This is a genomic window from uncultured Streptococcus sp. (genome assembly GCF_963545685.1).
Taxonomy (GTDB): Bacteria; Bacillota; Bacilli; order Lactobacillales; family Streptococcaceae; genus Streptococcus.
Window position 1 is genome coordinate 1 of the sequence record NZ_CAUUKN010000021.1, and the last position, 26,657, is coordinate 26,657.

The 26,657-nt window shown below is 39.7% G+C and carries 27 protein-coding genes; 2 read left to right on the forward strand and 25 right to left on the reverse strand.

Features of this window, described 5'->3' with window-relative positions:
• The 12 genes from RWZ99_RS05355 to ndk all read right to left on the reverse strand — a co-directional run.
• Window positions 1-550, reverse strand: a 550-nt coding sequence (locus RWZ99_RS05355) for a macro domain-containing protein (protein WP_314676907.1), incomplete at its 3' end; no start/stop codon positions are given.
• A complete protein-coding gene (locus RWZ99_RS05360) occupies window positions 535-1,368 on the reverse strand; it encodes a Sir2 silent information regulator family NAD-dependent deacetylase (RefSeq protein WP_314676909.1) in 834 nt (277 codons plus the stop codon). The genes RWZ99_RS05360 and RWZ99_RS05355, both read right to left, overlap by 16 nt.
• A gap of 4 nt (window positions 1,369-1,372) precedes the next feature.
• On the reverse strand, window positions 1,373-1,804 hold the full coding sequence (locus RWZ99_RS05365; RefSeq protein WP_314676910.1) for a pyridoxamine 5'-phosphate oxidase family protein: 432 nt from the start codon (window positions 1,802-1,804) through the stop codon (window positions 1,373-1,375).
• A 178-nt stretch (window positions 1,805-1,982) separates the two neighbouring features.
• The gene (budA, locus tag RWZ99_RS05370; protein ID WP_156246750.1) at window positions 1,983-2,702 is read right to left on the reverse strand and encodes an acetolactate decarboxylase; all 720 of its coding nucleotides are present in this window, start codon (window positions 2,700-2,702) and stop codon (window positions 1,983-1,985) included.
• A 15-nt stretch (window positions 2,703-2,717) separates the two neighbouring features.
• On the reverse strand, window positions 2,718-4,394 hold the full coding sequence (alsS, locus tag RWZ99_RS05375) for an acetolactate synthase AlsS (RefSeq protein WP_314676911.1): 1,677 nt from the start codon (window positions 4,392-4,394) through the stop codon (window positions 2,718-2,720).
• A 214-nt stretch (window positions 4,395-4,608) separates the two neighbouring features.
• Window positions 4,609-4,950 carry a hypothetical protein gene (locus tag RWZ99_RS05380; protein ID WP_314676912.1) on the reverse strand — a complete coding sequence of 114 codons (342 nt, stop codon included), beginning with the start codon at window positions 4,948-4,950 and terminating at the stop codon, window positions 4,609-4,611.
• Between the two features lie 175 nt (window positions 4,951-5,125).
• Window positions 5,126-5,506, reverse strand: coding sequence for a hypothetical protein (locus tag RWZ99_RS05385; protein WP_314676913.1), 381 nt, complete (start codon window positions 5,504-5,506; stop codon window positions 5,126-5,128).
• Window positions 5,507-5,641: 135 nt separating this feature from the next.
• Window positions 5,642-7,474: a translation elongation factor 4 gene (lepA, locus tag RWZ99_RS05390; protein ID WP_314676915.1), complete on the reverse strand. Its 1,833-nt coding sequence runs from the start codon at window positions 7,472-7,474 to the stop codon at window positions 5,642-5,644.
• Window positions 7,475-7,595: 121 nt separating this feature from the next.
• Entirely contained in the window at window positions 7,596-7,760 is a 165-nt protein-coding gene (locus RWZ99_RS05395; protein ID WP_314676916.1) for a hypothetical protein, read from the reverse strand.
• A gap of 98 nt (window positions 7,761-7,858) precedes the next feature.
• Window positions 7,859-8,623, reverse strand: a complete 765-nt coding sequence (locus RWZ99_RS05400; protein ID WP_314676917.1) for a (S)-acetoin forming diacetyl reductase — start codon at window positions 8,621-8,623, stop codon at window positions 7,859-7,861.
• A 211-nt stretch (window positions 8,624-8,834) separates the two neighbouring features.
• Window positions 8,835-9,128, reverse strand: a complete 294-nt coding sequence (locus RWZ99_RS05405) for a rhodanese-like domain-containing protein (RefSeq protein ID WP_314676918.1) — start codon at window positions 9,126-9,128, stop codon at window positions 8,835-8,837.
• Between the two features lies 1 nt (window position 9,129).
• Window positions 9,130-9,543, reverse strand: coding sequence for a nucleoside-diphosphate kinase (gene ndk, locus RWZ99_RS05410; RefSeq protein ID WP_190279340.1), 414 nt, complete (start codon window positions 9,541-9,543; stop codon window positions 9,130-9,132).
• A 167-nt stretch (window positions 9,544-9,710) separates the two neighbouring features.
• On the opposite strand from ndk, the gene RWZ99_RS05415 reads away from it, so the two are divergent.
• Window positions 9,711-10,856, forward strand: coding sequence for a cobalamin-independent methionine synthase II family protein (locus tag RWZ99_RS05415; RefSeq protein WP_314676920.1), 1,146 nt, complete (start codon window positions 9,711-9,713; stop codon window positions 10,854-10,856).
• 69 nt (window positions 10,857-10,925) lie between these two features.
• Here RWZ99_RS05415 and trmFO read toward each other — a convergent pair whose 3' ends face one another.
• The 13 genes from trmFO to RWZ99_RS05480 all read right to left on the reverse strand — a co-directional run bounded on the left by trmFO (window position 10,926) and on the right by RWZ99_RS05480 (window position 24,742).
• Window positions 10,926-12,269 (reverse strand): methylenetetrahydrofolate--tRNA-(uracil(54)-C(5))-methyltransferase (FADH(2)-oxidizing) TrmFO, encoded by a 1,344-nt coding sequence (gene trmFO, locus RWZ99_RS05420; RefSeq protein WP_314676922.1) that lies wholly within the window; start codon window positions 12,267-12,269, stop codon window positions 10,926-10,928.
• 117 nt (window positions 12,270-12,386) lie between these two features.
• Window positions 12,387-13,763 (reverse strand): HAMP domain-containing sensor histidine kinase, encoded by a 1,377-nt coding sequence (locus RWZ99_RS05425; RefSeq protein ID WP_314676924.1) that lies wholly within the window; start codon window positions 13,761-13,763, stop codon window positions 12,387-12,389.
• The gene (locus RWZ99_RS05430; protein ID WP_314676925.1) at window positions 13,754-14,413 is read right to left on the reverse strand and encodes a response regulator transcription factor; all 660 of its coding nucleotides are present in this window, start codon (window positions 14,411-14,413) and stop codon (window positions 13,754-13,756) included. The genes RWZ99_RS05425 and RWZ99_RS05430 overlap by 10 nt, the downstream gene beginning before the upstream one ends.
• A gap of 35 nt (window positions 14,414-14,448) precedes the next feature.
• Window positions 14,449-15,273 carry a TraX family protein gene (locus RWZ99_RS05435; protein ID WP_314676927.1) on the reverse strand — a complete coding sequence of 275 codons (825 nt, stop codon included), beginning with the start codon at window positions 15,271-15,273 and terminating at the stop codon, window positions 14,449-14,451.
• Window positions 15,274-15,388: 115 nt separating this feature from the next.
• Window positions 15,389-17,533, reverse strand: a complete 2,145-nt coding sequence (topA, locus tag RWZ99_RS05440; protein WP_314676928.1) for a type I DNA topoisomerase — start codon at window positions 17,531-17,533, stop codon at window positions 15,389-15,391.
• Between the two features lie 167 nt (window positions 17,534-17,700).
• Window positions 17,701-18,540, reverse strand: a complete 840-nt coding sequence (gene dprA, locus RWZ99_RS05445) for a DNA-processing protein DprA (protein ID WP_314676930.1) — start codon at window positions 18,538-18,540, stop codon at window positions 17,701-17,703.
• Between the two features lie 68 nt (window positions 18,541-18,608).
• Window positions 18,609-19,529 carry an ROK family protein gene (locus tag RWZ99_RS05450; protein ID WP_314676931.1) on the reverse strand — a complete coding sequence of 307 codons (921 nt, stop codon included), beginning with the start codon at window positions 19,527-19,529 and terminating at the stop codon, window positions 18,609-18,611.
• Window positions 19,526-20,308, reverse strand: coding sequence for a ribonuclease HII (locus tag RWZ99_RS05455; protein ID WP_314676932.1), 783 nt, complete (start codon window positions 20,306-20,308; stop codon window positions 19,526-19,528). Before RWZ99_RS05455 ends, RWZ99_RS05450 begins: the two co-directional genes overlap by 4 nt.
• Window positions 20,295-21,149, reverse strand: a complete 855-nt coding sequence (ylqF, locus tag RWZ99_RS05460; RefSeq protein WP_314676933.1) for a ribosome biogenesis GTPase YlqF — start codon at window positions 21,147-21,149, stop codon at window positions 20,295-20,297. Before ylqF ends, RWZ99_RS05455 begins: the two co-directional genes overlap by 14 nt.
• 127 nt (window positions 21,150-21,276) lie before the next feature.
• Window positions 21,277-21,966, reverse strand: a complete 690-nt coding sequence (locus tag RWZ99_RS05465; protein WP_314676934.1) for a helix-turn-helix transcriptional regulator — start codon at window positions 21,964-21,966, stop codon at window positions 21,277-21,279.
• An 84-nt stretch (window positions 21,967-22,050) separates the two neighbouring features.
• A complete protein-coding gene (ffh, locus tag RWZ99_RS05470; protein WP_314676935.1) occupies window positions 22,051-23,613 on the reverse strand; it encodes a signal recognition particle protein in 1,563 nt (520 codons plus the stop codon).
• Between the two features lie 32 nt (window positions 23,614-23,645).
• Entirely contained in the window at window positions 23,646-23,978 is a 333-nt protein-coding gene (locus tag RWZ99_RS05475) for a putative DNA-binding protein (RefSeq protein WP_314676936.1), read from the reverse strand.
• A 65-nt stretch (window positions 23,979-24,043) separates the two neighbouring features.
• Window positions 24,044-24,742: a GntR family transcriptional regulator gene (locus RWZ99_RS05480; protein ID WP_314676938.1), complete on the reverse strand. Its 699-nt coding sequence runs from the start codon at window positions 24,740-24,742 to the stop codon at window positions 24,044-24,046.
• 168 nt (window positions 24,743-24,910) lie between these two features.
• Here RWZ99_RS05480 and guaA point away from each other — a divergent pair, with 168 nt between their 5' ends.
• The gene (guaA, locus tag RWZ99_RS05485) at window positions 24,911-26,473 is read left to right on the forward strand and encodes a glutamine-hydrolyzing GMP synthase (protein ID WP_314676940.1); all 1,563 of its coding nucleotides are present in this window, start codon (window positions 24,911-24,913) and stop codon (window positions 26,471-26,473) included.
• The last annotated feature ends 184 nt before the right edge of the window (window positions 26,474-26,657 follow it).

Below are 26,657 nucleotides of genomic sequence, written 5' to 3' on the forward strand. Positions count from 1 at the left end.
CATAGGAGGAGGCTAACTGTCGTCTTTCCAAATCCGTCACTGCTTCATAGATAATAGGCCCCACCGTGTGAAGGACATAGCGGGAAGGTAGGTTGTAGCCCTTGGTAATTTTTGCCTGACCTGTAGCTTCATCTCTTCCCTGTTCTTGCATGAGCTCGTGACAGGCTAAACGGAGTTCAACCCCCGCCGCTGTGTGAATGGCATTGTCAATACAAGAATGATTAGGGGCGAAACAACCTAAAAGCTTGCTGTTGGCCGCATTCACGATGCCATCGACTGCCAGGCGAGTGATATCTCCTTGCCACAGGTAGAGATTGGTCCGAATCGGCGTCAAGTCTTTTAAATTCACAACTCCTTTTTCTACTAGTTTTTCTTGTAAATAGCGGTCTTGTTGATAGAGAAAGTCTGCTGTCACTGGTGCTGGATAGCGGACATTTTGAAGAGCACGATACAAAACTTCTTGCTCCTCTACCTTTTCAGGAATCTCTAGCTCTTTCAATCCTTGCTCTCTTTTTAAAACTTCAATCAAATATTCTAGTCTACTAGCCATTTTTGGACAACCTCCCTCATATTATCCTTTATAGAAATTGTTTTTTCTTTTGTAGCCCCAAAGCCTTCAACATCATCACGATTGAGGCGGATCAAATGAGCCTTTGGAAATAGGGCTGTCATTTTCTCAAAAGGATAGCGAATGATGGTCGGCGTATTGTAGCCAACCCCCAACTCTAAGAAGACAACCTTTTGATCTCCGATACCTTCCAAAAAATTTTGATAAGCTTCATAAGAAGTTTCCCAGGTCTCATCTTGGACAAACGAATGATCGACACGTAAATGCATTGTCATTGGCGCCCCACAATGAGGACAATAAGGTATCAAGTCAGTTGGAATTTTCAAGTCCTTGATTTCTTTAAGCATCTCCATGACAGCTCCTTCATTATCAAAGACTTCCTTTCGACAAGGAAGGGAGCACTGCCATTCTCCGTAGTTGCCCTGCACTTCAAAGAAACGCTCCGGAGCAAATCCTGTCTTCATAAACTGCCCATCTACATTGGTCGTAATCACAAAATAATCCTTGTCCTTAACCAAGTTGAAAAAATCTCGATAAAGAGGAAGACTCTCAGGCTGGTAACGATTATGATAGATATGCTTGGCCCAGTAGCCCCAGCGCTCCTCAGCGGTCTCAAAAGGATAAAATCCAGCAGAATACATATCCTGCATCCCGTAACGACTAATATAGTCTTTAAAGAAAACTTCAAAACGTGAACCTGAGTAAGTTAAACCTGCGGCTGCAGACAAACCTGCACCTGCTCCAATCACAATCTTATCTGCTTCTTCAATAATTCTCTTTGCTTCTTCAATCTTTGTCATTTTATCATACCTCAATCTCAAATCTTGCCTGATAGAGAGGCAATTGCGTCAAATCATAATAGTCCCCTACTGCTTCTTTAAAACGAAAAACTTGTAGGTGACTACGCCCCTCCTCTGTCGGATAAATATCATACATATATGGATTAGCTTCCAACAACTCTCCAAGATGCTCTTTACTAATCCATTCGACTTGACCCGTTAAGGAAAAGGATTCACAATCCATGGTTCCTGCTCCTTGAGTCATCCCCGTCACCGCTACACGTCCATCTTCCTTCATCCTCTTGTAAAGAGGTTTAAAGTCAGCTGTCAAAAGATAAACGGTTTTCCCATCTTCCCACATCATGTCCATAACAGCTGTATGCGGATGTCCTGTTTCATCAACCGTTGCAACTACAACAGAGTGAATCTCTTCTACTAGTGCTTTCAAATAATCCATTATAAAATACCATGTCTTTCTTTGGATTTTTCTTCTATATCGAACCTTCCAAATTCATTGTAACTCTTCTGGTTACATCTGTCAACTCTTTCGATATCGAAATAATTTCAAAAACAAAAAACTTTCCTAAACATCTAGGAAAGTTCTCGCTATAATCTATTAATATTCTTAAAGGAGCTTATTCAGCCTTAGTAATATCTTCACGCATTTCATCAACATTGAATTTAGCGAAGAGATACTGACGATCCTGAACTGGGAAACGTTGATCGAGTTGGTCAACTGGACCGACTTCAACAATACCATTATCTATAATGAAATCCATAACATGCCCACCAAAAGACAAATCATCCGAAATAAAATGCAAATGATAGCCGGCTACACTAACCCCGTGGAACATTTCAGGTGTCCAAATCCCAACGATAGTACCTGAAATATTATCAGCTTCATACTCTGGTTGATGAGTCGCAACTTCAGCAAATTTCGTATCAGGAGTAGACTTAGGTATCATGCGGACATGCATGTGTTTAAAATGTCCTTTAATCTTAATTGAACGAAAGAGATTAACACCATCATAGTATGATTCAATGCGCTCTTCAAGTTCTTTATCAGTCATTTCAAAACGTTGACGGAAGATAACCTCAGCTTGGTGAGGCACGACTGCCGCATAAGGAACCTTTTCATCAGGAGAAACTTCTACAACTTCAACCTTACCCTCTGATCCCTTAGCCTGGTATGCTTTGCCATCAAGAACAATCAATTCACCATCAATAGAATCTAATGTTCCAAGACCCAAGTCTCCATGCTCCAATAATTCACCAACTGTTAAAGTACCTCCATAAAGCCCAGCCATCAAGGCTCCCAAGGTATTATATTGAAATAGTTTTATGGCTTCCGACATGTCTACACCCTCTTTTTAGTAAAATTCATCTGGCAAGATAGTTTCGCCAAGTTTAATATTATCTTTATAATCAATTGGAACATCAATAAGGACAGGTCCATCTACAGCTTGTTCCAAAGCCTTTTGAAGCAAGCTAGCAAACTCTTCCTTGCTTGTTGCACGATATCCTTTTGCTCCAAAGCTCTCAGCATATTTTACAAAATCAACTGGACCAAAGTCAACCCCTGAAGAGCGACCATACTTCATTTCTTCCTGGAATTCCACCATATTGTAATGGCCATCATTCCAGATGATATGAACAATTGGCAATTTCAAACGAACGGCTGTTTCCAATTCTTGCGCTGAGAAGAGGAAACCTCCATCACCAGAGACTGAAATTACTTTTGTCTTAGGACGCACTAAAGCTGCAGAAATGGCCCATGGAAGGGCAACACCTAGAGTTTGCATCCCGTTTGAGAAAAGCAAATGACGTGGTTCATAAGATTTGAAATAGCGCGCCATCCAGATATAGTGACTACCAACGTCGACTGTCACAGTCATATCATCCTCAGTTTGATCTTGTAATACTTCAATCAAATCTAGCGGATGTACTGTACCTTCTTTAGGCTGACGGTCAAATTTTACATCTTCGACGACTGTATTTTTCAACCCTTTAAGATACTCGACTGAACCTTCAGGTAATTTGTAGCCTTGAATAGCAGGCAAAAGCAAATCTAAAGTCGCTTCTACATTACCAATCAATTCACGTTCTGGCTGGAAGTAAGTATCCACCTCAGCAGGCTCAACATCGATTACAATGATACGTGCTGAAATTTCGGCATTCCAGTTTCGTGCTTCATATTCAATTGGGTCATAACCAATGGCAATAATCAAGTCAGACTTCTTAAGCAACATGTCGCCGGGTTGGTTACGGAAAAGACCTACACGACCAAAGAAAGTATCTTCTTCAAGCTCACGTGACACAATACCAGCTCCTTGGAAAGTCTCTACAACTGGTAATTTAACATTTTCCAAAATCTGACGAATAGACGAAGTCACAGCTTCTGATGAGGCACCATTTCCCAAAAGAAGAACCGGCAAAACCGCATTCTTAATAGCTTGCGCCAAGTAGTTGATATCAGAAACAGAGGCCGATCCAAGTTTTGGGTCTGTCATTGGCTTAATAGCCTTGACACTGACTGTAGCATCAGTTACATCTTGAGGAATTGAAATAAAGCTTGCGCCAGGTTTCCCTGATTTAGCATGACGATAGGCATTTGCTACTGTTTCAGAAAGGGTATTTGCATCATGTACTTCAGCTGCATACTTAGTAATTGGCTCAAGCATGGCAACATTATTCATTGATTGGTGGGCACGTTTCAAAAGATCTGAACGTTTAACCTGACCACCAATAGCAAGAACAGGATCTCCTTCATCCGTAGCTGTTACCAATCCAGTAGCTAAATTGGATACACCAGGACCAGATGTTACCAAAACAACACCAGGTTTACCTGTAATTCGTCCAACACCTTGAGCCATAAAAGCAGCATTTTGCTCATGACGAGCAACTATCAATTCAGGTCCTTTATCTTCCAAGGTATCAAAGATCCTATCGATTTTTGCTCCAGGGATACCAAAGACATAATCAACATCATGGTTGATTAAACTATCAACCACCAAATCTGCACCATACAATTGCTTTTCATCTGACATGCACACAGTCCTTCTGGCTCTTCAAAAACAGAGCCCACTTTCCTTTCAAGTTATAAGTCGCATAGAGTTAAAGTATGCTCCATTTTTCACAAACTTTAATCACTTCACAATTCTGTTACCATTATAGCACAGTTTTCAGACAATCTTGTGAAAAAAAGATTGTGAAATTTTGCACTTCAAACGTAAAAAGAAACACCTGATTGCTATCAGATGTTTAACTATTTTTTACTTTTGCAAATTCTCGATTGAGATAATTTTGTAAGCCTTCAAAGATTTCCAAGAGCTTGAGGTAATTAGACAAAGTTGATCGCCCAGGGATGTCCACCACGTCCAAAGAAATCCTATCCAAGTCCTTTTCGTATAGAATACGGAAAGACACCACAGCTTGATCAGAAAAATAATTCTCGCCTGCCATAATGTAGCACTCATAAATAATGCCAACAGGATTAGCAACCTTCAACTCAATACGAATTGCGCCTAATCCCAAGGCCTCCACTTGCTGAAAACGTTCCAACATAGCCTGTCGCTGACTAGGAATAAAATTCGTGATATCCATAGTGGCCCTCCCAACATTCCTTTATGTCTATTATAGCCTAAAGCTGAGAAAAATGCTTAATAGATAATTCCAAATTTATATTACTCTTAATTTTAGACGAATGACATAATAAAAAACAAACATCATTTTCTGACGTTTGTCTACATTTATAAGTCTAATATAGTATAGATTTTTTCTATTCTGATTTGCCGGAAAAATGATATAGATAATCATCGTCCTTGCCACTGTATTCAAGTTCATTTATTTGAATTGTTTTACCTCCATCACTCAAAACTGCTACATAAACATTTGGGCTATCCTTGTCATACTTTTTATTGGCTGTAAAAATAAAATTATCAGTAGCATTGTATTCTGACTTATGTTTATTAAAAGCCCCCTTAGCTTCTCCGTCAAGTTTGTCTTCAGGGATAACTACAAAAGATTTTGTATGATTTTCAGTTTTGTTAGTAATTTTATTTTCTTTTTTATCGAAGACTAAGGTACTACTTCCCTCAGAAAAAATTAACTCATCATAACCTGGATTTTCGTCAGTATAAATATAAATTTTAAATTTCAATAAAGTTAAAAAAGCCTACTTATAAAGTAGGGCAATTCAACTAAATAGGAATTAAATGAGCTAAATGAGCTTAATTCATAGAAATATAAGTTATGTTACAAAAATAGCCAGAACATCACATTCTGACTATTACTCTTATTTCTCTTCTTCGTCCATTGAAAGTACTGACAAGAAGGCTTCTTGTGGCACTTCCACCGAACCGATGGCTTTCATACGTTTCTTACCAGCTTTTTGTTTTTCGAGGAGTTTACGTTTACGTGAAACGTCACCACCGTAACACTTAGCCAAGACGTTTTTACGAAGGGCTTTGATATCTGTACGGGCAACAATTTTTTGACCAATAGCAGCTTGGATAGGAACTTCAAATTGTTGACGTGGAATGATTTTTTTAAGTTTATCAACGATAAGTTTACCACGTTCGTAGGCAAATTCTCTATGTACAATAAAGCTAAGGGCATCGACCTTGTCACCATTAAGAAGAATATCCATTTTCACCAATTGTGAACGACGGTACTCTGACAATTCATAGTCAAAACTTGCATAGCCTCGAGTTGATGACTTCAATTTATCAAAGAAATCAAAGACGATTTCAGCAAGTGGAATCTGATAAATAACGTTAACACGATTATCATCAATATATTCCATGGTTTCAAAATCACCACGTTTACGTTGCGCCAATTCCATAACAGCACCAACATACTCTTGAGGAACCATAATTTGAGCTTTAACATAAGGCTCTTCGATGGCATCAATGCGTGTAGGATCTGGGAATTCAGATGGATTGGACACTTCAAGCATTTCACCGTCAGTAGTGTTAACATGGTAGACTACTGATGGTGCTGTCATGATGAGATCGATGTTAAACTCACGTTCCAAACGCTCTTGGATAACATCCATGTGAAGAAGACCCAAGAAACCACAACGGAAACCAAAACCTAGGGCTTGAGACGTTTCAGGCTCAAATTGAAGACTGGCATCATTCAATTGAAGCTTTTCAAGTGCCTCACGCAAGTCGTTATATTTATTTGACTCAATTGGATATAGACCAGCAAATACCATTGGGTTCATTTGCTTATAGCCATGAAGTGGTTCTGCAGCTGGATTATCTGCAAGCGTTACTGTGTCACCCACACGAGTATCCGCAACAGTCTTAATTGAGGCAGCTACATAACCAACATCACCTGTCGCAAGGTAGTCACGGCCAACAGCTTTAGGTGTGAAAATACCAACCTCAGTAACATCAAAGGTCTTGCCATTAGACATCATTTGAATCTTATCGCCAGGTTTAACCATTCCGTTAACCACACGTACTTGAAGGATGACACCACGATAGGCATCATAAACAGAGTCAAAGATAAGGGCTTGGAGAGGTGCTTCCACATCACCTTGAGGCGCAGGAACCTTCTCAACGATTTGTTCGAGAATCTCTTCGATACCAATACCAGCCTTTGCTGATGCAAGCACAGCTTCCGAGGCATCTAGTCCGATCACATCTTCAACCTCTGTACGGACACGCTCAGGGTCTGCGGCTGGAAGATCGATTTTATTGATAACTGGTAAGATTTCCAAGTCATTATCAAGCGCCAAATAAACATTGGCAAGTGTTTGTGCTTCAATCCCTTGAGCTGCATCTACCACCAAGATAGCACCCTCACAGGCAGCAAGGGAACGTGACACCTCATAAGTAAAGTCCACGTGTCCCGGTGTGTCGATAAGGTGGAAAATATAAGTCTCACCATCTTTAGCTGTGTAGTTAAGCTCAATGGCATTTAGTTTGATAGTGATACCACGTTCACGCTCAAGATCCATACTATCAAGGAGCTGCGCCTGCATCTCACGACTTGACACAGTCTCAGTCTTTTCCAAGATACGGTCAGCAAGCGTTGATTTACCATGGTCAATATGAGCAATAATCGAGAAGTTACGAATCTTCTCCTGTCGTTGTTTTAATTCTTCAATATTTGGCATTTTATTCTTTCCTAGTTCTTACTTGTGATTGTTAAAAAACTAATCGTTACCTTCTATTATACAAAAAAGACAGGCATTTGCCTATCTCTAATATCTGCTTTCTGAGTGCATTTAATCCGTCTTATTTCTTAAAAGTATCGTTGTAGTGCTTATCAATAATAGCTGAACGCTTGTTCTCTGTTGAACTACTTGAAAATGGAGCTAAAACAAAGGCTAGTACAACAATTCCCAATAGAATAAGACTAAAAAACGGGTGCTCAGCAATATAGTGTAAAATGTCTGACATGGGAAGACTCCTTTAAGCGTTCTTATTTACCTTATATTATCAGAAATATTATGTTTTATCAAGCAAAAAAAGAGAGCCTTTCGCTCTCCCTCTTAATCTTAATGGAATTGCATACCGCCATCAACGATGATTGTTTGACCTGTGATGTAGTTTGAGTCAGGTCCAGCTAAGAAGCTAACTGCTGCTGCAACATCTTCAGGTTCTGACAAACGTTTAAGGGTAATATCTTTAGCAAAAGTTTGCATACCCCACTCGTCATCTTTACCGGCATTTTTACCAACTTCGTGGGCAATGTCAAACATCATTGGAGTCTTAACGATACCTGGTGCATAAGCATTTACAGTGATGCCTGAATCAGCCAAGTCACGCGCCAAAGTTTGAGTGATACCACGAACTGCGAATTTAGTTCCACCATATACAGTCAAGTTAGGGTTACCTACGACACCTGCTTGTGAAGTCGCATTAATGATTTTACCTCCATGACCAAGTGCTTTAAATTGTGCTTGGGCAGCTTGTGCACCCCAGATAACGCCACCAACATTAATGTTAAATGTACGTTGGAACTGTTCTTCAGTAATAGTGTCAAGTGGTGTTGTTGGTGCCACACCAGCATTATTAACTACAACATTCAAGTCGCCAAAGTGATCAACTACTTTTTGGAAAGCTGTTGCTACCTCAGCTTGCTTAGACACATCAGCTACAACCGCAAATGCTTTGTCTGCTGACAATTCAGCAACCGCTTTTTCTGCAGTTTCAGCGTTGTAGTCCAATACCCCAACTTTAAAACCATCTTCAACCAAACGTTTTGCAATCGCAAAACCAATACCTTGACCTGCACCTGTAACAATAGCAACTTTTGACATACGAAATCCTCCTCTACCAATTGTAGTCACAAGCTTAATTAAAAGCCCTATCTCAATTGGAATACGCTAAGTTAATCAAGTTCTGGCAAAGTCATTTTCATAGGCTTTGTCTTAACTCAATGAGAATTTTACTACTTCGTGAAAACGTTGTCAAGTAATTGTCATACTTTTCTGAAAACAAATAAGGTCACCGCTAGTGACCTTATTACTATTATTTTTCAAACTTAAAGCCTAATGCCTCCATATCATCCAAGCCACCTAAGTTGGTAACCTTAGTATAACCTCGTTCTTTCAGTACTCCTGCAGCAAATTCAGCACGAGGCCCCATTTTACAATAAAGATAAATGGAATCGTCTTTTTTAGCTGGGATATCAGCTGTGAAAAACTGCGTGTGAGGTATTAACAAGGCATCCTTAACATGACCTTCTGCATACTCTTCTGGAGTTCTGACATCAATCAATAGTCCACCCTTAGCTAAATCTGATTGAATCTGTACTATATCCATCCTACTCACCAAACCAAATCTTAATTTCTCGAGCCGCAGATTCTTCTGAATCAGAGCCATGAACGATATTTGGAATCATATCACCATCTGGTGCTGTTGCAAAGTCTCCACGAATTGTTCCAGGAGCTGCATCCCCAGGATTAGTTGCTCCCATCATATCACGCCATGACTTGATAACACCTGGGCCAGACATAACACCAATAACTGCTGGGCCACTCATCATGAAATCAGAAATACTAGGGAAAAAGGGTTTATCAACCAATTGGGCATAATGTTCTTTAAGACGTTCTTCGTCAAGCATCAGCATTTCCATACGCTCAATAACGAAGCCACGTCGCTCAATTCGATCAAGCACTTGACCAATTAGATGGCGTTTAACAGCATCTGGTTTAATAATAAAGAATGTTTTTTGCATGTTCCCAACCTTCATCGTTTTCTTTCTATTCTACCATAGGAAGTACCACTTTGCAGAGCTAAACCTTATATAGTCTAAAACTATATCCGCGGCAAAAAATTAACTATTTTTCATTAGTTCAAATAAGTTATATCATAGATTCAAATAGACATTTCGAGGTAAATACAATGACAAAATCTAAATTCCAATTAGTCGGTTCTCTTCTTCGTCCTGCGGATCTCCGGAAATACAAGGATGAAATCGAGCATCGTGACGACATCCAGTATCCTTTCTATGATGCCCTTCCTGGTTATCAAGAAACTGAAACTGCAAATATTAAGCAAATTGTGGCTGACCAAAAAGCTAACGGTATTGACATTCTTACCGATGGTGAGTTTGGACGTTCTATGTGGCACTTAGACTTTGTCTGGGGATTCAAAGGTATTGAACGCTACATTGCTGAGCATGGCTACACTTTTAAAGACCATGATGGTGGTCAATATGAAACTCGTAAAGATATCGGTATTCGCATCACTGAACCTCTCTCAGGTAAAAACCACCACTACCTAGATATTTACAAATTGGTTAAGGCTGAAGCTGGTGATGAAGATACCAAACAAACTATCTGGGGACCTGCTCATGCCTACACTGAACTTGCTATCTTTGACCGTTTGGCTGGTCCTGGACAAGTCTATGAAACAAACGAAGACCTCAAAAAAGGTCTCATTAATGCCTATAAAGAATTCTTGGAAGAATACAAGGCTGTTGGTGGCAAAATCGTTCAATTTGATGACTGTCTCTGGGAACTTTTTGACCCATCAAACCCTGCAAGTTTCTTTGCAGAAGGTAATGCTGATCTTGCTGAATTGGCCGATGAATTTGTAGCTATCAACAACGAGGTTGTAGACTATGCTCACGAACTTGGTTTAACGGTTTGGACCCACAACTGTCGTGGTAACTATGAAAGCCGTTCTGCTGCTGAAGGAACTTACGAAGCTATCGCCAAGAAGTTCTTGGCAGAGCAACACTATGACCGCTTCTTCCTTGAATGGGATAGCGATACAGCTGGTGATATCAAAGCTCTCGAAGCCCTCAAAGACAGCAAAGCTGAAGTTGTACTAGGACTTTTGTCTTCTAAAACTACTGAGCTTGATGACGAAGAACGTGTTCTCGATTTGCTTGAAAAAGCGAGTCAAATCCTTCCAAAAGAACGTCTCTTCCTCTCTCACCAATGTGGTTTCGCCTCATGTGACTCAGGTAATGAGTTGGCAACACCTCAACAATGGGCTAAAATCAAACAAGGTCAAGATATCGCTAAGAAATTCTTTGGTTAATCGATATTTCTATTCGCTCTTCTCTAAAACAAAAAGCTTTCACTCTTGTGAAGGCTTTTTATGTTAGCATTATGCATCTATAAAAGTTTGCAAATCCTTAAGAGCTCTCTCTGCGATCTTTTCATAACGCTCTTTTTTGTCACGAATACGTGGGCCTTCCAATTCTTTGATAATACCAAAGTTAACATTCATTGGTTGGAAATGTTTACTTTCAGCATGAGTCACATAATATGGAAGGCTCCCGATAGCTGTTGTGTGAGGGAAAATAACCTCCTCCTCTCCCTTAAAGAGACGGGCAGCATTGATGCCGGCAACCAAACCTGAAGCAGCCGATTCAACATAACCTTCAACACCAGTCATTTGTCCAGCAAAGAACAAATTAGGGTTTGATTTTGATTGGAAGGTCTGTTTAAGCAAGTTCGGCGAATCCATGTAAGAATTGCGGTGCATTACCCCGTAACGTACAAATTCTGCATTCTCAAGACCTGGAATCATTTGGAAAACACGCTTTTGTTCTCCCCATTTGAGGTGGGTTTGGAAACCAACGATATTGTAGAGGCTACCAGCCGCATTGTCCTGACGAAGCTGAACAACCGCGTAAGGTGTCTTGAAGTCACCATCACGTGGCCCCTTATAATCTTCAGGATACTCTAAACCAACTGGTTTCATTGGACCGTAGAGCATTGTCTTTATACCACGTTTGGCCATTACCTCGATAGGCATACACCCTTCAAAATACTTTTCTTTTTCAAAAGAATTCAAAGGGGCTTCTTCAGCTGTTGTCAAAGCCTCATGGAAGGCCATGAACTCTTCCTTGGTCATTGGACAGTTTAAATAAGCTGCTTCACCCTTGTCATAGCGTGACTTAAGGTAAACCTTGTTCATGTCGATAGTCGCTTTATCAACAATTGGTGCAGCTGCATCATAGAAATAGAATCCGTCTCCACCGTTAAGCTCATGAATCTTTTCAGCTAAAGCATCAGAAGTTAAGGGACCTGAAGCAATAACTGTAATGGCATCATCAGGAATTTCTGTGATTTCTTCACGGATAACTTCAATTAAAGGATTACTTTCAATTTCAGCTGTCACTGCTTCTGCATAACCTTCACGGTCCACCGCCATAGCACCACCTGCTGGCACACGGTGAGCTTCTCCATTACGCATAATAATAGAATCCAAACGACGCATTTCTTCTTTAAGAAGGCCTACAGCATTGGTCAAGCTATCTCCACGGAAAGAGTTAGAGCAAACCAATTCTGCAAAGTTTGTTGTCTTATGCTGCGGTGTTGCTTTGACACCACGCATTTCATAAAGTTTTACTGGAATTCCACGTTTAGCAATCTGATAAGCTGCCTCAGAGCCAGCCAAACCAGCTCCAATCACGTTAATATAATCTGCTTTTGATTGAGACATGACACTAATACCTCTTCGGGAACAAGATAAAATCCTATCCCCACAAATCTTTCTTCATTTTTACTCTTAGTAGTATAGCAAAAAACTCCTCGTCTGGCGACTAGGAGTCATCTGAGTTTAAAGGGGTAAAATGATAGTTACTTTAGCTCCACCCCTTGTATTGTCATTTGAAAGAGTAAGACTACCATGGTGTAATCGAACAATATCATTGGCAATAGTCAGACCAAGTCCGCTGTGATTGCGATTTTGTCTACTTTTATCCTCCTGATAAAAGAGCTGAGTAGCCTTTTCAAGAGATTCAAGAGAAAATCCAGGTCCAGAATCAAGACAGATAAACTTGAATTCATCAGATTCGATTTTGGTAGACAAGGTTAACTGGCTACCGCTAGGTGTATATTCCACCCCATTCGAAACAATATTCATAAAAGCTCGATTCAACAAGGGCCTATCCCAATTACCCATGATTTCATTCTCAATTTCCTTCTTAGCACATATAACTTTAATTTGTTTCGTTTGTGCCAGTGATAAGGTTTGGTCGTAAATATCTTCAACAAAGTCCTTGACCTCAACTTCTCCAAGCGTCAAGGCTTTCTTCAAACTCGTTTTATTGAGTTTGGACAACTCTTGAACATAGGAATCAACTTGTTCAATCCCTTTTTGAAAATGTTCTAACAAGTCCGTTTGCTCTTCATCTAAGGGCGTCATAGCTAAGAGTTCTGCATTGCCACGAGCAACTGTCAGTGGTGTCTTCAGGTCATGGGTTAAGGCTGAAATCTGATTTTGCTTATCCTGCTCTGCCTTCCAATTTTCCATCAAAGATTCACGAAGAGCTAAACGCATATGGTCTAAGCCACTTAGAACCTGATTAAATTCCTTAATAGTAGATTGGGAGGTTTGAAAATCCAAATCTTGCTCTGCTATTTTCTCTGTAGCTTTCAGTATCGGTCTAAGCTGTTGACGTAATTTATTAGCATAGAACAATGTTAAAACAACAAATATGAGTAAAACGGACATCATCATTGAGCCGATCATCATAAGATTAGCATTAGGAAAATGCTGATTCAACCACTCATTACGATACCGAGGTGATAGTTGATAATTGACGATGACTATTCCATCTGATCGTTCAAATGACTGAAAATATCCATATTTGCCACCATGAGCATTCTTGAATTGATAATTCAACAAGGATTCCTCTTGTAGATTAACAGGCATATTAGACTTCTTAAGCTTAAATTCCCTAGTTAAAAAGACATAACTAGTACCTTCAGGTAAGATATCGGGATTAAAGACCTTAGATGTCTCAATATCATTCCTCACAGCATGCAAATCACTTTCTACCTGATTTGCTGGAATGACAAGACCAAAACGATACCCCAAGGTAAAAAGATACAAAATAAGCAGGCTGCTGATTACCGAGAGAACTGTAAGGCTAGCAACATAAGTTAATAATAATGTTCTTAGAGAGTATTCTCCTTTTTTAATTAGTGCCACTTGTAACCAATCCCCCAAACTGTTTCAATAGGATTTTGCCCAACTTCTTTAAGCTTTGCACGGATATTCTTGATATGTTCAGCCACTGCTGTCGGACTGCCTTTATCCTCATAGCCGTACAAATGCGTGTAGATTTGTTCTTTTGAAAAGACTTGGCCCTTATTTTCAGCTAAAAACTGGCAAATACCATATTCCGACTTTGTCAAATCTAACAACTGATTTTCAAAATAAAGCTCTTGAGCAGACAAGTCAAACTGAAAATCCCCAAGTGAAAGCTTATGGTGACGCTCACGATGTTCACGCCTCAAGTGAGCCGCAACACGCGCTTGGAGTTCTTTAACCCCAAATGGTTTGCAAATGTAATCATCCGCACCATAAGTCAAACCTTGGACTATGTCTGCCTCTTGCGTTTTAGCTGTAATAAAGAGGATAGGGCAATCCACCTGATTTCGAATCTCATGGCAAAACTGTAGGCCGTCAACATCAGGCATCATGATATCCAGTAAAATCAAGTCAAATCGAGGTAAAGAGTTCTTATCCAAATCTAAAACACTTGTAAGTCCTGTCACATTATGGTTTTGGAGCTCTAAAGCCTTTACAACTAATTGAACAATATCTTCTTGATCATCAATAACAAGTATATGAGCCATAACCTTTCCTTTCGTTCAACGTTACTCTTATCATATCATCTATAGAAGATAACTGACAAGGCGTAAAGGAGATAAATATGGGTTGGGTAAAAGACATAGAACAAATATTTTGCCCCTTTCCCTCTTTGACCATTATAAGAAAGCATTAAAGGTGCTGCAAATATTTCCATCCATTCAATGTATTTGAACATCAAATCGTGAAAAGAAGGTCTACTTAAAACAATCGCCATTAGTAGCCAAACTAGACTAACACTCACAAAAGCAAGCACCTCTTTCTTAAGATTCTTGTGACAAAGATACATAGCGATACCAGTCAACAGCAACCATGTTCCACCATCGCTGATAAATGTATGAATTGGCAAGACTGTGAAATTAAGTAAATTTAGGAAGAACATAAAGATTGGTTTGTCTTGACCTGACAAATATAAAGGCAGCATTAACCATGGAAGCAACAATGGGAAAAGTAAAGTTGGTATCCCTTTAAGGTATTTCTTTTCTTGAATCCAAGCAATGCCTTGAAGAGCAACGAGCAAGATAGCAAACGATGACAGCATCATATTTTGTGGAAAGAAACCATCTGCTCTCACTAGAGGATGTAAAAAATTATAAAACCCAAATTGAATCAATCCCATCAAAATTGCTAAAGAATAAATCTTTAGAAAGTATTTCTTCCGGTTACGGGTATGGATAAAACCCTCAATCACAGAAAAAAGGAACAAGGGAGCCGCTAATCTCCCAATCATAGCAAACCAAATGGGAATCTTCCCTGTATAATCAAAAAAATATTGAATATGGTCAAATACCATAGTAATTAGGGCTATATATTTGAGTTGGAAACCTGATAAACTTAAACGTTTCATAATAACTCTCCTTTCTTTTCATTTTTAGTATAAAAAACAAATTTAAGGAAAGTATCAGTTTTTTTGATAACATACAAAAAACTATCCCAAGTCAAAACTTGAGATAGCTTTGTTTTTATTTTACAACAGATTCTTTGTAGTCACACTCTTCGTTACTACAGATAACTTGCTTGCCACCACCACGTACTTTCTTCTCGACGAGGTAATCGCCTGATTTAGGACAGTTACGTCCAACAGGGATATCCCACGAGGTAAATTCACAGTCTGGATAGCGATCACAACCGTAAAAGACACGATTACGTTTTGTCTTACGTTCGATGACCTGACCTTGGCCACAGGTTGGACAAGTCACACCAATTTCTTTGGTAATAGCCTTAGTATTGTGACAGTCAGGGAAGTTACTACATGCATAAAACTTACCGTAACGACCCAGTTTGATAACCATTGGATGGCCACAGAGGTCACAATCAAAACCAGCAGGCTCATCCTTGATTTGGATTTTTTCAATACCTTCTTCAGCTTTTTCCAATTCTTTTTGGAAAGGCTTGAAGAATTCATCAATAACCTTCTGCCATTGTTCCTTACCGATTTCAACTTTATCGAGTTTACCTTCCATCTCGGCGGTGAATTTAACATCCACGATGTCTGGGAAGAATTCTACGATTAAGCTATTAACGATTTCACCGAGTTCAGTTGGTTCAAAACGTTTAGCTACCAATTTGACATAGTAGCGACGTTGGATAACATCAAGCGTTGGTGCATAAGTTGACGGACGACCAACGCCATTTTCTTCCAAAGTCTTGATCAAGGTCGCTTCAGAATAGCGTGCTGGTGGTTGGGTAAAATGTTGTTCTGGTGTTGTCACAACCTTCTTAACCGTATCACCTTCAGCCATATCAGGAAGCATTTTATTTTTATCAGAGTCGTTATAAACGGCCATATAACCGTCAAATTTGATTTGGCTTCCATTTGCAGTGAAAATGACACCATTTTGAGACAAGGTCACTTTCATCGTATCAAATACTGCAGCCGTCATTTGACTGGCCACAAAACGATTCCAAATAAGAGTATAGAGCTTAAGTTGATCCTTATCCAAATATTTAGCAATGCTTTCTGGTGTTTGGAAAACATTTGAAGGGCGAATTGCTTCGTGGGCATCTTGAGCTGCTGAGCTATTTTTCACCTTGCTGCCATGCTTAGAATACTTAGAGCCAAAGCGTTCTGTAATAAATTCAGCCGCTTGATTTTGAGCCACTGGACTGATACGTGTTGAGTCCGTACGCATATAAGTAATCAAACCTTGAGCGCCTGAACCAAGATTAATCCCTTCGTACAACTGTTGAGCAACCATCATAGTCTTACGTGTACGGAAGTTGATTTTATTAGCAGCATCCTGTTGTAGTGAAGATGTTGTATATGGCAATGGCGCATTACGACGGCGTTCTTTTTTCTCTACCTTATCAACGTTAAAGTCATCGCTTGTGATGCGAGAGAGAACGTCTTTGACATCATCGTTATTGTTGAGCTTGAGCTTTTTACCATCAAGACCATAGAAGCTAGCCTGAAACTTCTTAGCACCCTTCTTAAAGGCACCATCAATTGTCCAATATTCTTCTGGTTTAAAAGCCTTGATTTCATTTTCGCGGTCAATAATAAGCTTAAGAGCTACCGATTGCACTCGACCTGCAGAAAGACCTTTCTTAACCTTCTTCCAAAGAAGAGGTGAAATAGAGTAACCCACAATTCGGTCCAGGACACGACGAGCTTGCTGAGCATCTACTAAGTCCATGTCAATGGCGCGTGGCTCTACAAAGGCATTCTTCACCGCGTCTTTAGTGATTTCGTTAAAAACTACACGATTCTTATCTTCTGGCTCTAATCCAAGTATATGTGACAAATGCCATGAAATGGCTTCCCCTTCACGGTCCGGGTCACTTGCGAGAAAGACTTGCTTGGCTTTCTTAGCTTCTTTCTTTAATTCATTGATAAGAGGTCCCTTACCACGAATATTAATGTACTGAGGTTCGTAGTTGTTTTCAAAATCAATAGACATACTTGATTTTTTCAAATCACGGATATGCCCAACAGAGGCTACAACTTTATAATTGCGCCCAAGGTATTTTTCAATAGTTTTCGCTTTGGCAGGAGACTCCACGATAACCAAATTTTTCTTTGGTGTCGCCCTCTTTTTAGTCGCCTTTTTAGCCGTTGTTTTCTTTGTTGCTTTAGTTTTCGTTTTTGTTGTCGTTGCTGTCGCCATAGACTATTTCCTTATAATGTTATAAACTGGCTGCGCCACTAATCTGTCTAAAATCTAGTCACAAGACATTAAAAAATGAAACATCTTGGACCGAGCAACTAACATGATACCGTCCTTTTCTTTAACTGTCAATAAAAAACTTTTTCTCTATAGGAGAAGTTTGATTTTCAAGAAAACTCTGAAATGATGTCAAACCCTGTCGTAATGCACTTTGCACCCTCTTGAATCAAGTGATGACATCCATCCGATTTTCCGTCTAAAATATTTCCAGGTATGGCGAAAACCTCCCTACCTTCTTCCATTGCACGCTCACAAGTAATAAGACTTCCCGAACGAAGCTTAGCTTCTACAACTAAAACCCCTTGACACAATCCTGAAATAATACGATTGCGTTCGGGAAAATGATACTTGAGGGGTTGTTCACCCGGTGCATATTCTGAAAGCACTAGATGATTTTTACTCATATAGTCCTGCAAGGCTTTATTTTCTTTAGGATAATAGACGTCTAGTCCAGTCCCAATAACTGCAATGGTGTTACCTTTATTTTTCAAGGCTTCCATATGGGCACAAGTATCAATTCCACGCGCCAAGCCACTTACAATAGTAAAGGAATTCCCAAGTTCATTAACAATTTTTCGAACAGACTGTTTGCCTGTTTCAGAACACTTTCTTGCACCAACTACTGCTAGCTTGGGTTTACTTAGCAAATCAATATTCCCTTGATAAAAGAGGAGAACTGGAGGATTATAGGAATGTTTCAGCTCAATGGGATATTCCTTATCAAAAATTGATAAAGTCGGAAAACGCTGAAAATCTTCCTTAAGCTGCTTAATATCTAAATTCTTGTATTTTTCCATAAAGAGAACTGCATTTTTAGACTTAGATACCACTGCCATATCACGTAAGCTCAGTTTTTTATCTTGATTTTTTTGATAATCTAAAATATTAAGGATGTTTAAATTTGTCAATCCAGCAGCTTTTAGTTTAAAAAGTTCAAAGTTATTCATGTAACTACCTCCATTTCATTATTCGCAAGAGAAATAGAAAAAAAGCTCCTTCATGGAACTTTTATTAACTATAAGGCATTTTCAGAAACAAAATATGATGCTGCTCCTAGGAGGTTACTGTCGTTATGGAAATGACAAGCTTGAATTGTTAGCGGCTCAAAATCTAATTCAGACTTTTCATTAAATAACTCTTCATAAGCATTAACTATACCTTCTATCAAAGAATTTTGTCTGCTAATGCCTCCACCGATAACAACTCTATCCAACTTGAAGAAACTCTGCAAATTAAGAATCAAAACAGCAATTTCATGACAATAGTCCTTAAATAGACGTTCTAGTTGTTCAGAGTGATTTTCATTTAAAGCGGAGAAAACGGCTAAACCATCATCCTGTTCTAAACCGAGTATTTGACTAGCTTCATGAATGAAACCTACCGCTGAACCTTTATTATCGACGAGACTAAATAGAGCATGCTTAAGTAGCCCCAACTGGAAAGGAAGAACGGTTTGAGCCATGCTTTGGGGACTTGGAGCACGCAAATATTGGGTAACCGACAGAGGAGTTAACAAGACCCCCTGTGAGACGAGACCTAAGCCAACACCAGTACCCAAAACCAAGGCAGCACCACAATCTAAATCCTGTAAACTACCATATCTTGCTTCAGCCAAAGCTGCCGCATCAGCATCATTGATAACCTTAACAGGCAGTTGAAATGTTTTGGACAAGCGTGTCCCAAGAGGAATAGCTGTCAAATAATGAATAAGACCACCTTTGAAAACAAAGCCACGTTTACTATTAATTTCACCCGGGCAGGCAATGGCAATACCTGAGATATCATTCTCAAATGATGAGACTATGCTTTCTAAAGTCCGCCAAAAGTCGTCTATTGTCGTTGGAGTTGACTCTTTAGATTGATTGCTAATTCTAAAATCAGAATCAACTAATCCAAATTTGATAAAGGTTCCTCCTATATCAATAGCTAAAATCACTCCACTTCACCTACTTTTTTTATTATTGACTTTACTGGTTCGAAGCTTCTTCTATGAATTGGTGTGACACCGAACTTATCTATACCAGACAGATGATCTTTGGTGCCATAACCTGCATTTTTGGCAAAGGCGTATCCTGGAAACTCCTGCTCAAAATCAGCCATCATCTTATCCCGAGTCACCTTTGCTACGATAGAAGCTGCTGCAATAGATAAAGAATTAGCATCCCCTTTTATGATTGATGTTTGTCCTATAGCTAGGTCCAAGGTCATGGCATCAATTAGCAAATGTTCTGGTTGGGAATTGAGTTTTTCAATAGCTTCTACCATGGCCAATTTGGTAGCTTCATAAATATTGACGTCATCAATCACATGATTATCCTTAACACCAATACCGACAGCCACTGCTTCCTTCATTACTTGATTATAGATAGCTTCATGTTTAGATTTTGGAATCTTTTTACTGTCATTTAGGCCTTTTATTTTGCAAAGCTTTGGTAAAATGACTGCAGCGGCCACAACTGGGCCCGCTAAAGGTCCACGTCCAACTTCATCGACACCTGCAATGAGTTCTACTCCCTGAGCATAGAGTGATTTCTCATAATTAAGCATCGTTTCTAAACGTTCTTCCTCAGTAATTTCAGCGAGGATGGCCTTACGGCGTTGCTTAATGGCAGTCTGTACACCAGCCCGACTATCGTCCTCAAAACTTGCCCATCTAGGGTCGTCAAGATCCCTCAAAGTAGCCAATTGCTCCTTGACTTCTTTAATTGTCGCCATCAGTATCGACCCCAACAATATCAAGTGTATAACGGCCTAGTTTTCCATCACGAACATCTTTGACAAAAAGATTGTAAAAACGGTCATAATCTTCACGAAAGCCAAGTTTTCGAGTCATTTCCATAATGATTTCTGGTGACTCTTCTTCAAGGTCAATCCCTTTAAAACGTTCCTCTAGTCGTTCTGGATAGTAAGTTTTAAAGTAGTTGAGACCAAAAATCGTGACTTCATCCATTGGTAATAACTGGTCCTTGATGGCACCAGTCAAAGCGAGTTTCAATCCAACCAATTCATCTTCAAACTTAGGCCATAAAATTCCTGGGGTATCAAGAATTTCCAAGTCCTTATTAGACTTCAACCACTGTTGACCTTTTGTAACGCCAGGTTTATTTCCTACAACAGCAATCTTTTTACCAGCTAAGCGGTTCATCAAGGTAGATTTCCCTGCATTTGGAATCCCAATAATCATGGTTCTCAAGGTCTCTTTCTGAATACCACGTTCACGCAAGCGTTGAATCTTGTCAGTCATAAGACTCTTAGCAGCATCTGTTACCAATTTAACTGTAGATTGTTCCTTAGAATTGATGGCCAAGGTTTTAATCCCCTGACTCTCAAAATAGGTACGCCATTCTTTCGTACGATTACTGTCAGCAAGATCAGCTTTATTGAGAATTAAAAGCTTTGGTTTATCGCCAACAATTTTGGTCAACATAGGGTTCTGACTTGAAAGTGGCAAACGTGCATCCACCAAAATCGTTACAAAATCAACATGCTTAAGATTTTCCTGAACCTGTCGACGGGCCTTAGACATGTGACCTGGAAACCATTGAATAGTAGCCATGTATGTTTCTCCTTTTGTATTCTTAGCAAAATATCATTTAAAATCTTTAAAAAAAGCCAAATCATTGGCTTTGCTTTACTTATATTATAACAGATTTAGTTTGAGATGCCCAATCGATAAAGGCCAACTAAGCCTCAATAGGCATAAAGTTACCAACTATTTTACCGATAATTCGAGGGTCTTCATCATAAGGAGCAAACTTGTCTCCATAGCGTTTATTAAGAGAAACTAAACGAAGACCGTCTTTCTCACGATAAACCTTTTTGATATAGGTTTGACCATCCCAGTCTACAGCATAGACCGCTCCATCATAATCAAAACCTGTTTGTTTGATTAGCACTACTTCACCATTTAGGTAGGTAGGTTCCATAGAGTCTCCAAATACCCATGATGCAAAATCATGATCTAATTCTTCGTCATAGAAAACTTCATCATAATTGCCGTCACCAAAATAAGTATAACCTGTTCCGGCTGATAAACGCTCGAAAACTTTGTAAGAGTATAGTGGAATAACAGGTGCTTTCTGCTTCTCTGCTTCTTGCTCCTCAAGAAGAGCTTTAGTAAGTCGCAAAGCTTCTTGACGATTTTCTTCATTTAATTCCAAATATACTTCTACAATCTCATGTTCAGACAGAAAATAGGTCTCAGCTACACCGAAAAGTTCAGCCAATACCGATAGGTTCTTTTGGTTTGGTTTCGTCTTACCATTTTCCCAATTAAAATAAGAGGAGCGTGAAATCCCTAGATGCTTAGCTACTGATGCTTGACTCATTCCTTGCGCTTCTCGAATTTCTTTAAGTCTTTGTCCTGAAAACATAGCCACCTCCGTAAGTTAATAAACTAACATAAGTTTATCAAAAAAAGCAGTTGACTTCAAGTGAAACCAACTACTTTTGCTAGTTTATTTACGTTTTTTCTTAGCTTTTTTCATCTTGTTAGCTTGACGCTTCATCGCATGTTTCATGGCAAATGAACCGACCTTACCTTTAAGACCACCACCAAGCATTTGGCTTAGATCCATATTTCCAAGATCTGGCATACCAGCGCCACCCATCATGCCTTCAAGAGCAGACATGTCCATATTACCCATATCAGGCATATTTGGCATGTTTTTTGGCAGATTATTTGGGTTAAGACCCATTTGACGCATCATTTGTTCCATATCGCCAGACATAACACCTTGCATCATTTGTTTGGCTTGATTGAAGTCTTTAATAAACTTGTTTACTTCGATGAAGGTATTCCCTGAACCATTGGCAATACGGCGACGACGACTTGGGGTCAAGAGATCTGGATTTTCGCGCTCTTCTGGTGTCATTGATGATACAATGGCACGCTTGCGTGCAATCTGCTTCTCGTCTACTTTAACATTAGCCAAGGCTGGATTGTTAGCCATACCCGGCAACATCTTAAGCAAATCCTCCATAGGACCCATATTTTGCACTTGGTCTAATTGGTCGATGAAATCATTGAAGTCAAAGGTATTTTCACGCATCTTTTCAGCCAACTCAAGAGATTTTTTCTCATCATACTCTTGAGAAGCTTTTTCGATAAGGGTAAGAAGGTCACCCATACCCAAGATACGGCTTGACATGCGGTCTGGGTGGAAAGTCTCGATATCCGTGATTTTCTCACCAGTACCCGTAAATTTAATCGGCTTACCAGTAATCTCACGAATAGAAAGAGCCGCACCACCACGTGTGTCACCATCAATTTTAGTAAGAACGACACCTGTGATATCTAGTTGTTCATTGAACTCCTTGGCAACGTTAGCAGCTTCCTGACCAATCATGCTATCTACAACCAAGAGAATCTCGTTTGGATGAGCAAAATCCTTGATATCACGCAACTCTTGCATAAGAGTCTCGTCAATCTGCAAACGACCAGCCGTATCAATCAAAACATAGTCATTTTTATTAGCACGTGCCTGCTCCAAACCATTTTTGACAATCTCAACCGCTGGTGTCTCTGTCCCCATATCAAAAACAGGAACATTGATTTGTTGTCCCAAAGTCTTCAACTGATCAATGGCTGCTGGACGATAGATATCCGCCGCAATCATCATTGGACGAGCTTCTTGTTCTTTAATCAGCTTATTAGCTAATTTACCAGCAAAGGTTGTTTTACCAGCCCCTTGGAGACCAACCATCATAATGATTGTTGGAATCTTTGGAGATTTCTCAATTTCAGATGTTTCAGATCCAAGAATTTCAGTCAATTCTTCATTAACAATCTTGATGATTTGTTGCGAAGCATCAAGAGTATCAATTATTTCGTGACCTACAGCACGTTCACGAACACGTTTGATAAATGTCTTAACAACTGGTAGCGCTACGTCCGCTTCAAGAAGTGCCAAACGAATCTCTTTAGTGACTTCTTGAACTTCTTTCTCTGAAAGTTTTCCTTTACGTCTTAAATTTTTGAAAACGCCTTGCAAGCGTTCCGTTAAGCTTTCAAAAGCCATATATCATTTCCTCTCTTACTTTCTGCTTGAATCTAATCTCTATTATCAATACTGCTCAGAATTGCAATTTGTTCCTGGAGATAGCTATCGTCTGGGTATTTTTCCATGATATCATCAAAAATTTGGCTACGGACGATGTAATCTGAATACATATGTAATTTCATCTCGTAAGCTTCTAAAATCTTCTCGGTACGCTTGATGTTATCATATACGGCCTGACGACTCACACCAAATTCCTCGGCAATTTCTGCCAAACTATAATCGTCCGCATAATATAGCTCAATATAGTTCATCTGCTTATCTGTTAACAAGGCTGCATAGAACTCAAACAGGGCATTCATGCGATTGGTTTTTTCAATTTCCATAAGCTCCATTTTACCATAAAATCATGGTGTTAGCACCATTCTTGTGCAGAAAAAAGCAGTGACTTCTAATTGTTCTCCAAATAAAATTCAAAACGGTCGCCAACATAGTAACTTCGTACATATTCGAAAGCCTGCCCGTCTTGGAGGAAGGAAATTTGTGTCAGACTCAAGAGAGCATCACCGGTCTTAACCTTGAGGTGCTTGGCTAGACTACTATTGGCCAAACTTGCTGATATGGTCTGCTGACTTTTCCCTATTTCATATCCGTTATCAGTTAAGGTCTTGAAGAAATGTTCGGTAATTTCTGATTCCTTAAAACCTCGGATAATTTTCTCAGGGATACTGGCAATCTCATAGGCAACTGGAATGTCATCGGCAAAGCGAACACGTTCCATACGAATGACATAGGACTGTGGTAAGACACCTAAATTCTTGATTTCAAACTCATTCGGATGTAGACGTTGATATGAAATAAGCTCACTAGATGGCTTCTTCCCTTGGGATTTGACAATCTCAGTAAAACTCGTAGTTCCACGCATCTTTTCCTTAACTCGACTGCTAGCCACAAAGGTTCCACTGCCTGGTTTACGTTCTAAAATTCCCTCATCCACTAAAAGTGTTATCGCCTGACGCACAGTCATGCGACTCACATCAAAAGTCTCGCAAAGATCTCGCTCACTAGGAAGACGTTGCCCTATTTTCCAAGTACCATCGTCAACATCTTCCTTAATCTTATCATGTATGCGAATATACGCTGGTAGCATCTAATACCCCCTTTGTTATCCCTATTTTACAAAAAAAGAGGGATAATTGTAAAGGCTATTAAGCGTCTTGTATTTTATCCCACAAATCTAGGTGCTAAGTCCATAAATTTGTGATACAATGATTGCATAAGAAAGAGTCCATGTGTGACGTAAAAAGAAAGGGTAATAATGACTGACATTTCTACTTTGAATGATGTGCAGAAAATCATTGTTCTAGACTATGGTAGCCAATACAATCAGCTGATTGCACGACGTATTCGTGAATTTGGCGTTTTCTCTGAATTGAAGAGCCATAAAATTACCGCTGATGAAGTCCGTGCCATCAATCCTATTGGTATCGTACTTTCTGGTGGTCCTAACTCTGTTTATGCCGAAGGTGCATTTGGTATTGACGAAGAAATTTTTGAGCTTGGTATCCCAATTCTTGGTATCTGTTACGGAATGCAACTTTTGACCCACAAACTCGGTGGTAAAGTTGTTCCTGCTGATGAAGCAGGTAACCGTGAGTATGGTCAATCAACACTTCGCCTTCGTGCCCAATCAGAGCTCTTTGCTGGAACTCCTGAAGAACAAGTCGTTCTGATGAGCCACGGTGATGCTGTTACAGAAATTCCAGAAGGTTTCCATCTTGTTGGTGACTCAGTGGATTGCCCATTCGCTGCGATGGAAGATACTGAGAAAAACTTCTACGGTATCCAATTCCACCCAGAAGTTCGTCACTCTGTATATGGTAACAACATTTTGAAAAACTTCGCTTTTGGTATCTGTGGTGCCAAAGGTGACTGGTCAATGGCTAACTTCGTTGATATGCAAATTGCACAAATCCGTGAAACAGTTGGCGACCGCAAAGTCCTTCTTGGACTATCAGGTGGAGTTGATTCATCTGTTGTTGGTGTGCTCTTGCAAAAAGCTATCGGAGATCAATTGACATGTATCTTCGTTGACCACGGTCTTCTCCGTAAAGGTGAAGGCGACCAAGTTATGGAGATGCTTGGAGGTAAATTTGGCCTTAACATTATCCGTGTTGATGCTTCTAAACGCTTCCTTGACCTCTTGGCTGGTGTTGATGACCCTGAGAAAAAACGTAAAATCATCGGTAACGAGTTTGTTTACGTTTTTGATGACGAAGCAAGCAAACTTAAAGGGGTTGACTTCCTAGCTCAAGGGACACTCTACACTGATATTATTGAATCAGGTACTGAAACAGCTCAAACAATCAAATCTCACCACAACGTTGGTGGTCTTCCAGAAGACATGCAGTTTGAATTGATTGAACCACTTAACACTCTCTTTAAAGATGAAGTTCGTGCTCTTGGTACTGAAATGGGAATGCCTGACGAAGTCGTTTGGCGCCAACCGTTCCCAGGACCAGGACTTGCCATCCGTGTTATGGGTGAAATCACTGAAGAAAAACTTGAAACCGTTCGTGAGTCTGATGCTATTCTTCGCGAAGAAATTGCTAAAGCTGGTCTTGATCGTGATGTATGGCAATACTTCACTGTTAACACAGGCGTTCGTTCTGTCGGTGTTATGGGTGACGGTCGTACTTACGACTACACTATCGCTATCCGTGCTATCACTTCAATTGACGGTATGACGGCTGACTTTGCGAAACTTCCATGGGAAGTTCTCCAAAAGATTTCTGTTCGAATCGTTAACGAAGTTGACCACGTTAACCGTATCGTCTACGATATTACAAGTAAACCACCTGCAACTGTAGAGTGGGAATAAAATATAAACCTAATTTAAAGTGACTTGATTGATTTAATAGCATTTTGAATTGTTTTAAAACGCTAAAATCTAATTACTTTTATTTGGTTCCCCACCAAATACCCCACCAGAATTTCTTTCTGGTGGGGATTTTTTCTACCATTTGTCAAGTATAATACGGTTTCTGACTCAACACTATTTCTGA

What these genes read in the sequence shown, in the direction of transcription:
- RWZ99_RS05360 (WP_314676909.1), bottom strand. Translation starts at nt 1,368, where the DNA reads ATGACAAAGATTGAAGAAGCAAAGAGAATTATTGAAGAAGCAGATAAG.
- RWZ99_RS05365 (WP_314676910.1), bottom strand. Translation starts at nt 1,804, where the DNA reads ATGGATTATTTGAAAGCACTAGTAGAAGAGATTCACTCTGTTGTAGTT.
- budA (WP_156246750.1), bottom strand. Translation starts at nt 2,702, where the DNA reads ATGTCGGAAGCCATAAAACTATTTCAATATAATACCTTGGGAGCCTTG.
- alsS (WP_314676911.1), bottom strand. Translation starts at nt 4,394, where the DNA reads ATGTCAGATGAAAAGCAATTGTATGGTGCAGATTTGGTGGTTGATAGT.
- RWZ99_RS05380 (WP_314676912.1), bottom strand. Translation starts at nt 4,950, where the DNA reads ATGGATATCACGAATTTTATTCCTAGTCAGCGACAGGCTATGTTGGAA.
- lepA (WP_314676915.1), bottom strand. Translation starts at nt 7,474, where the DNA reads ATGCCAAATATTGAAGAATTAAAACAACGACAGGAGAAGATTCGTAAC.
- RWZ99_RS05395 (WP_314676916.1), bottom strand. Translation starts at nt 7,760, where the DNA reads ATGTCAGACATTTTACACTATATTGCTGAGCACCCGTTTTTTAGTCTT.
- RWZ99_RS05400 (WP_314676917.1), bottom strand. Translation starts at nt 8,623, where the DNA reads ATGTCAAAAGTTGCTATTGTTACAGGTGCAGGTCAAGGTATTGGTTTT.
- RWZ99_RS05405 (WP_314676918.1), bottom strand. Translation starts at nt 9,128, where the DNA reads ATGGATATAGTACAGATTCAATCAGATTTAGCTAAGGGTGGACTATTG.
- ndk (WP_190279340.1), bottom strand. Translation starts at nt 9,543, where the DNA reads ATGCAAAAAACATTCTTTATTATTAAACCAGATGCTGTTAAACGCCAT.
- RWZ99_RS05415 (WP_314676920.1), top strand. Translation starts at nt 9,711, where the DNA reads ATGACAAAATCTAAATTCCAATTAGTCGGTTCTCTTCTTCGTCCTGCG.
- trmFO (WP_314676922.1), bottom strand. Translation starts at nt 12,269, where the DNA reads ATGTCTCAATCAAAAGCAGATTATATTAACGTGATTGGAGCTGGTTTG.
- RWZ99_RS05430 (WP_314676925.1), bottom strand. Translation starts at nt 14,413, where the DNA reads ATGGCTCATATACTTGTTATTGATGATCAAGAAGATATTGTTCAATTA.
- RWZ99_RS05435 (WP_314676927.1), bottom strand. Translation starts at nt 15,273, where the DNA reads ATGAAACGTTTAAGTTTATCAGGTTTCCAACTCAAATATATAGCCCTA.
- topA (WP_314676928.1), bottom strand. Translation starts at nt 17,533, where the DNA reads ATGGCGACAGCAACGACAACAAAAACGAAAACTAAAGCAACAAAGAAA.
- dprA (WP_314676930.1), bottom strand. Translation starts at nt 18,540, where the DNA reads ATGAATAACTTTGAACTTTTTAAACTAAAAGCTGCTGGATTGACAAAT.
- RWZ99_RS05455 (WP_314676932.1), bottom strand. Translation starts at nt 20,308, where the DNA reads ATGGCGACAATTAAAGAAGTCAAGGAGCAATTGGCTACTTTGAGGGAT.
- ylqF (WP_314676933.1), bottom strand. Translation starts at nt 21,149, where the DNA reads ATGGCTACTATTCAATGGTTTCCAGGTCACATGTCTAAGGCCCGTCGA.
- RWZ99_RS05465 (WP_314676934.1), bottom strand. Translation starts at nt 21,966, where the DNA reads ATGTTTTCAGGACAAAGACTTAAAGAAATTCGAGAAGCGCAAGGAATG.
- ffh (WP_314676935.1), bottom strand. Translation starts at nt 23,613, where the DNA reads ATGGCTTTTGAAAGCTTAACGGAACGCTTGCAAGGCGTTTTCAAAAAT.
- RWZ99_RS05475 (WP_314676936.1), bottom strand. Translation starts at nt 23,978, where the DNA reads ATGGAAATTGAAAAAACCAATCGCATGAATGCCCTGTTTGAGTTCTAT.
- RWZ99_RS05480 (WP_314676938.1), bottom strand. Translation starts at nt 24,742, where the DNA reads ATGCTACCAGCGTATATTCGCATACATGATAAGATTAAGGAAGATGTT.
- guaA (WP_314676940.1), top strand. Translation starts at nt 24,911, where the DNA reads ATGACTGACATTTCTACTTTGAATGATGTGCAGAAAATCATTGTTCTA.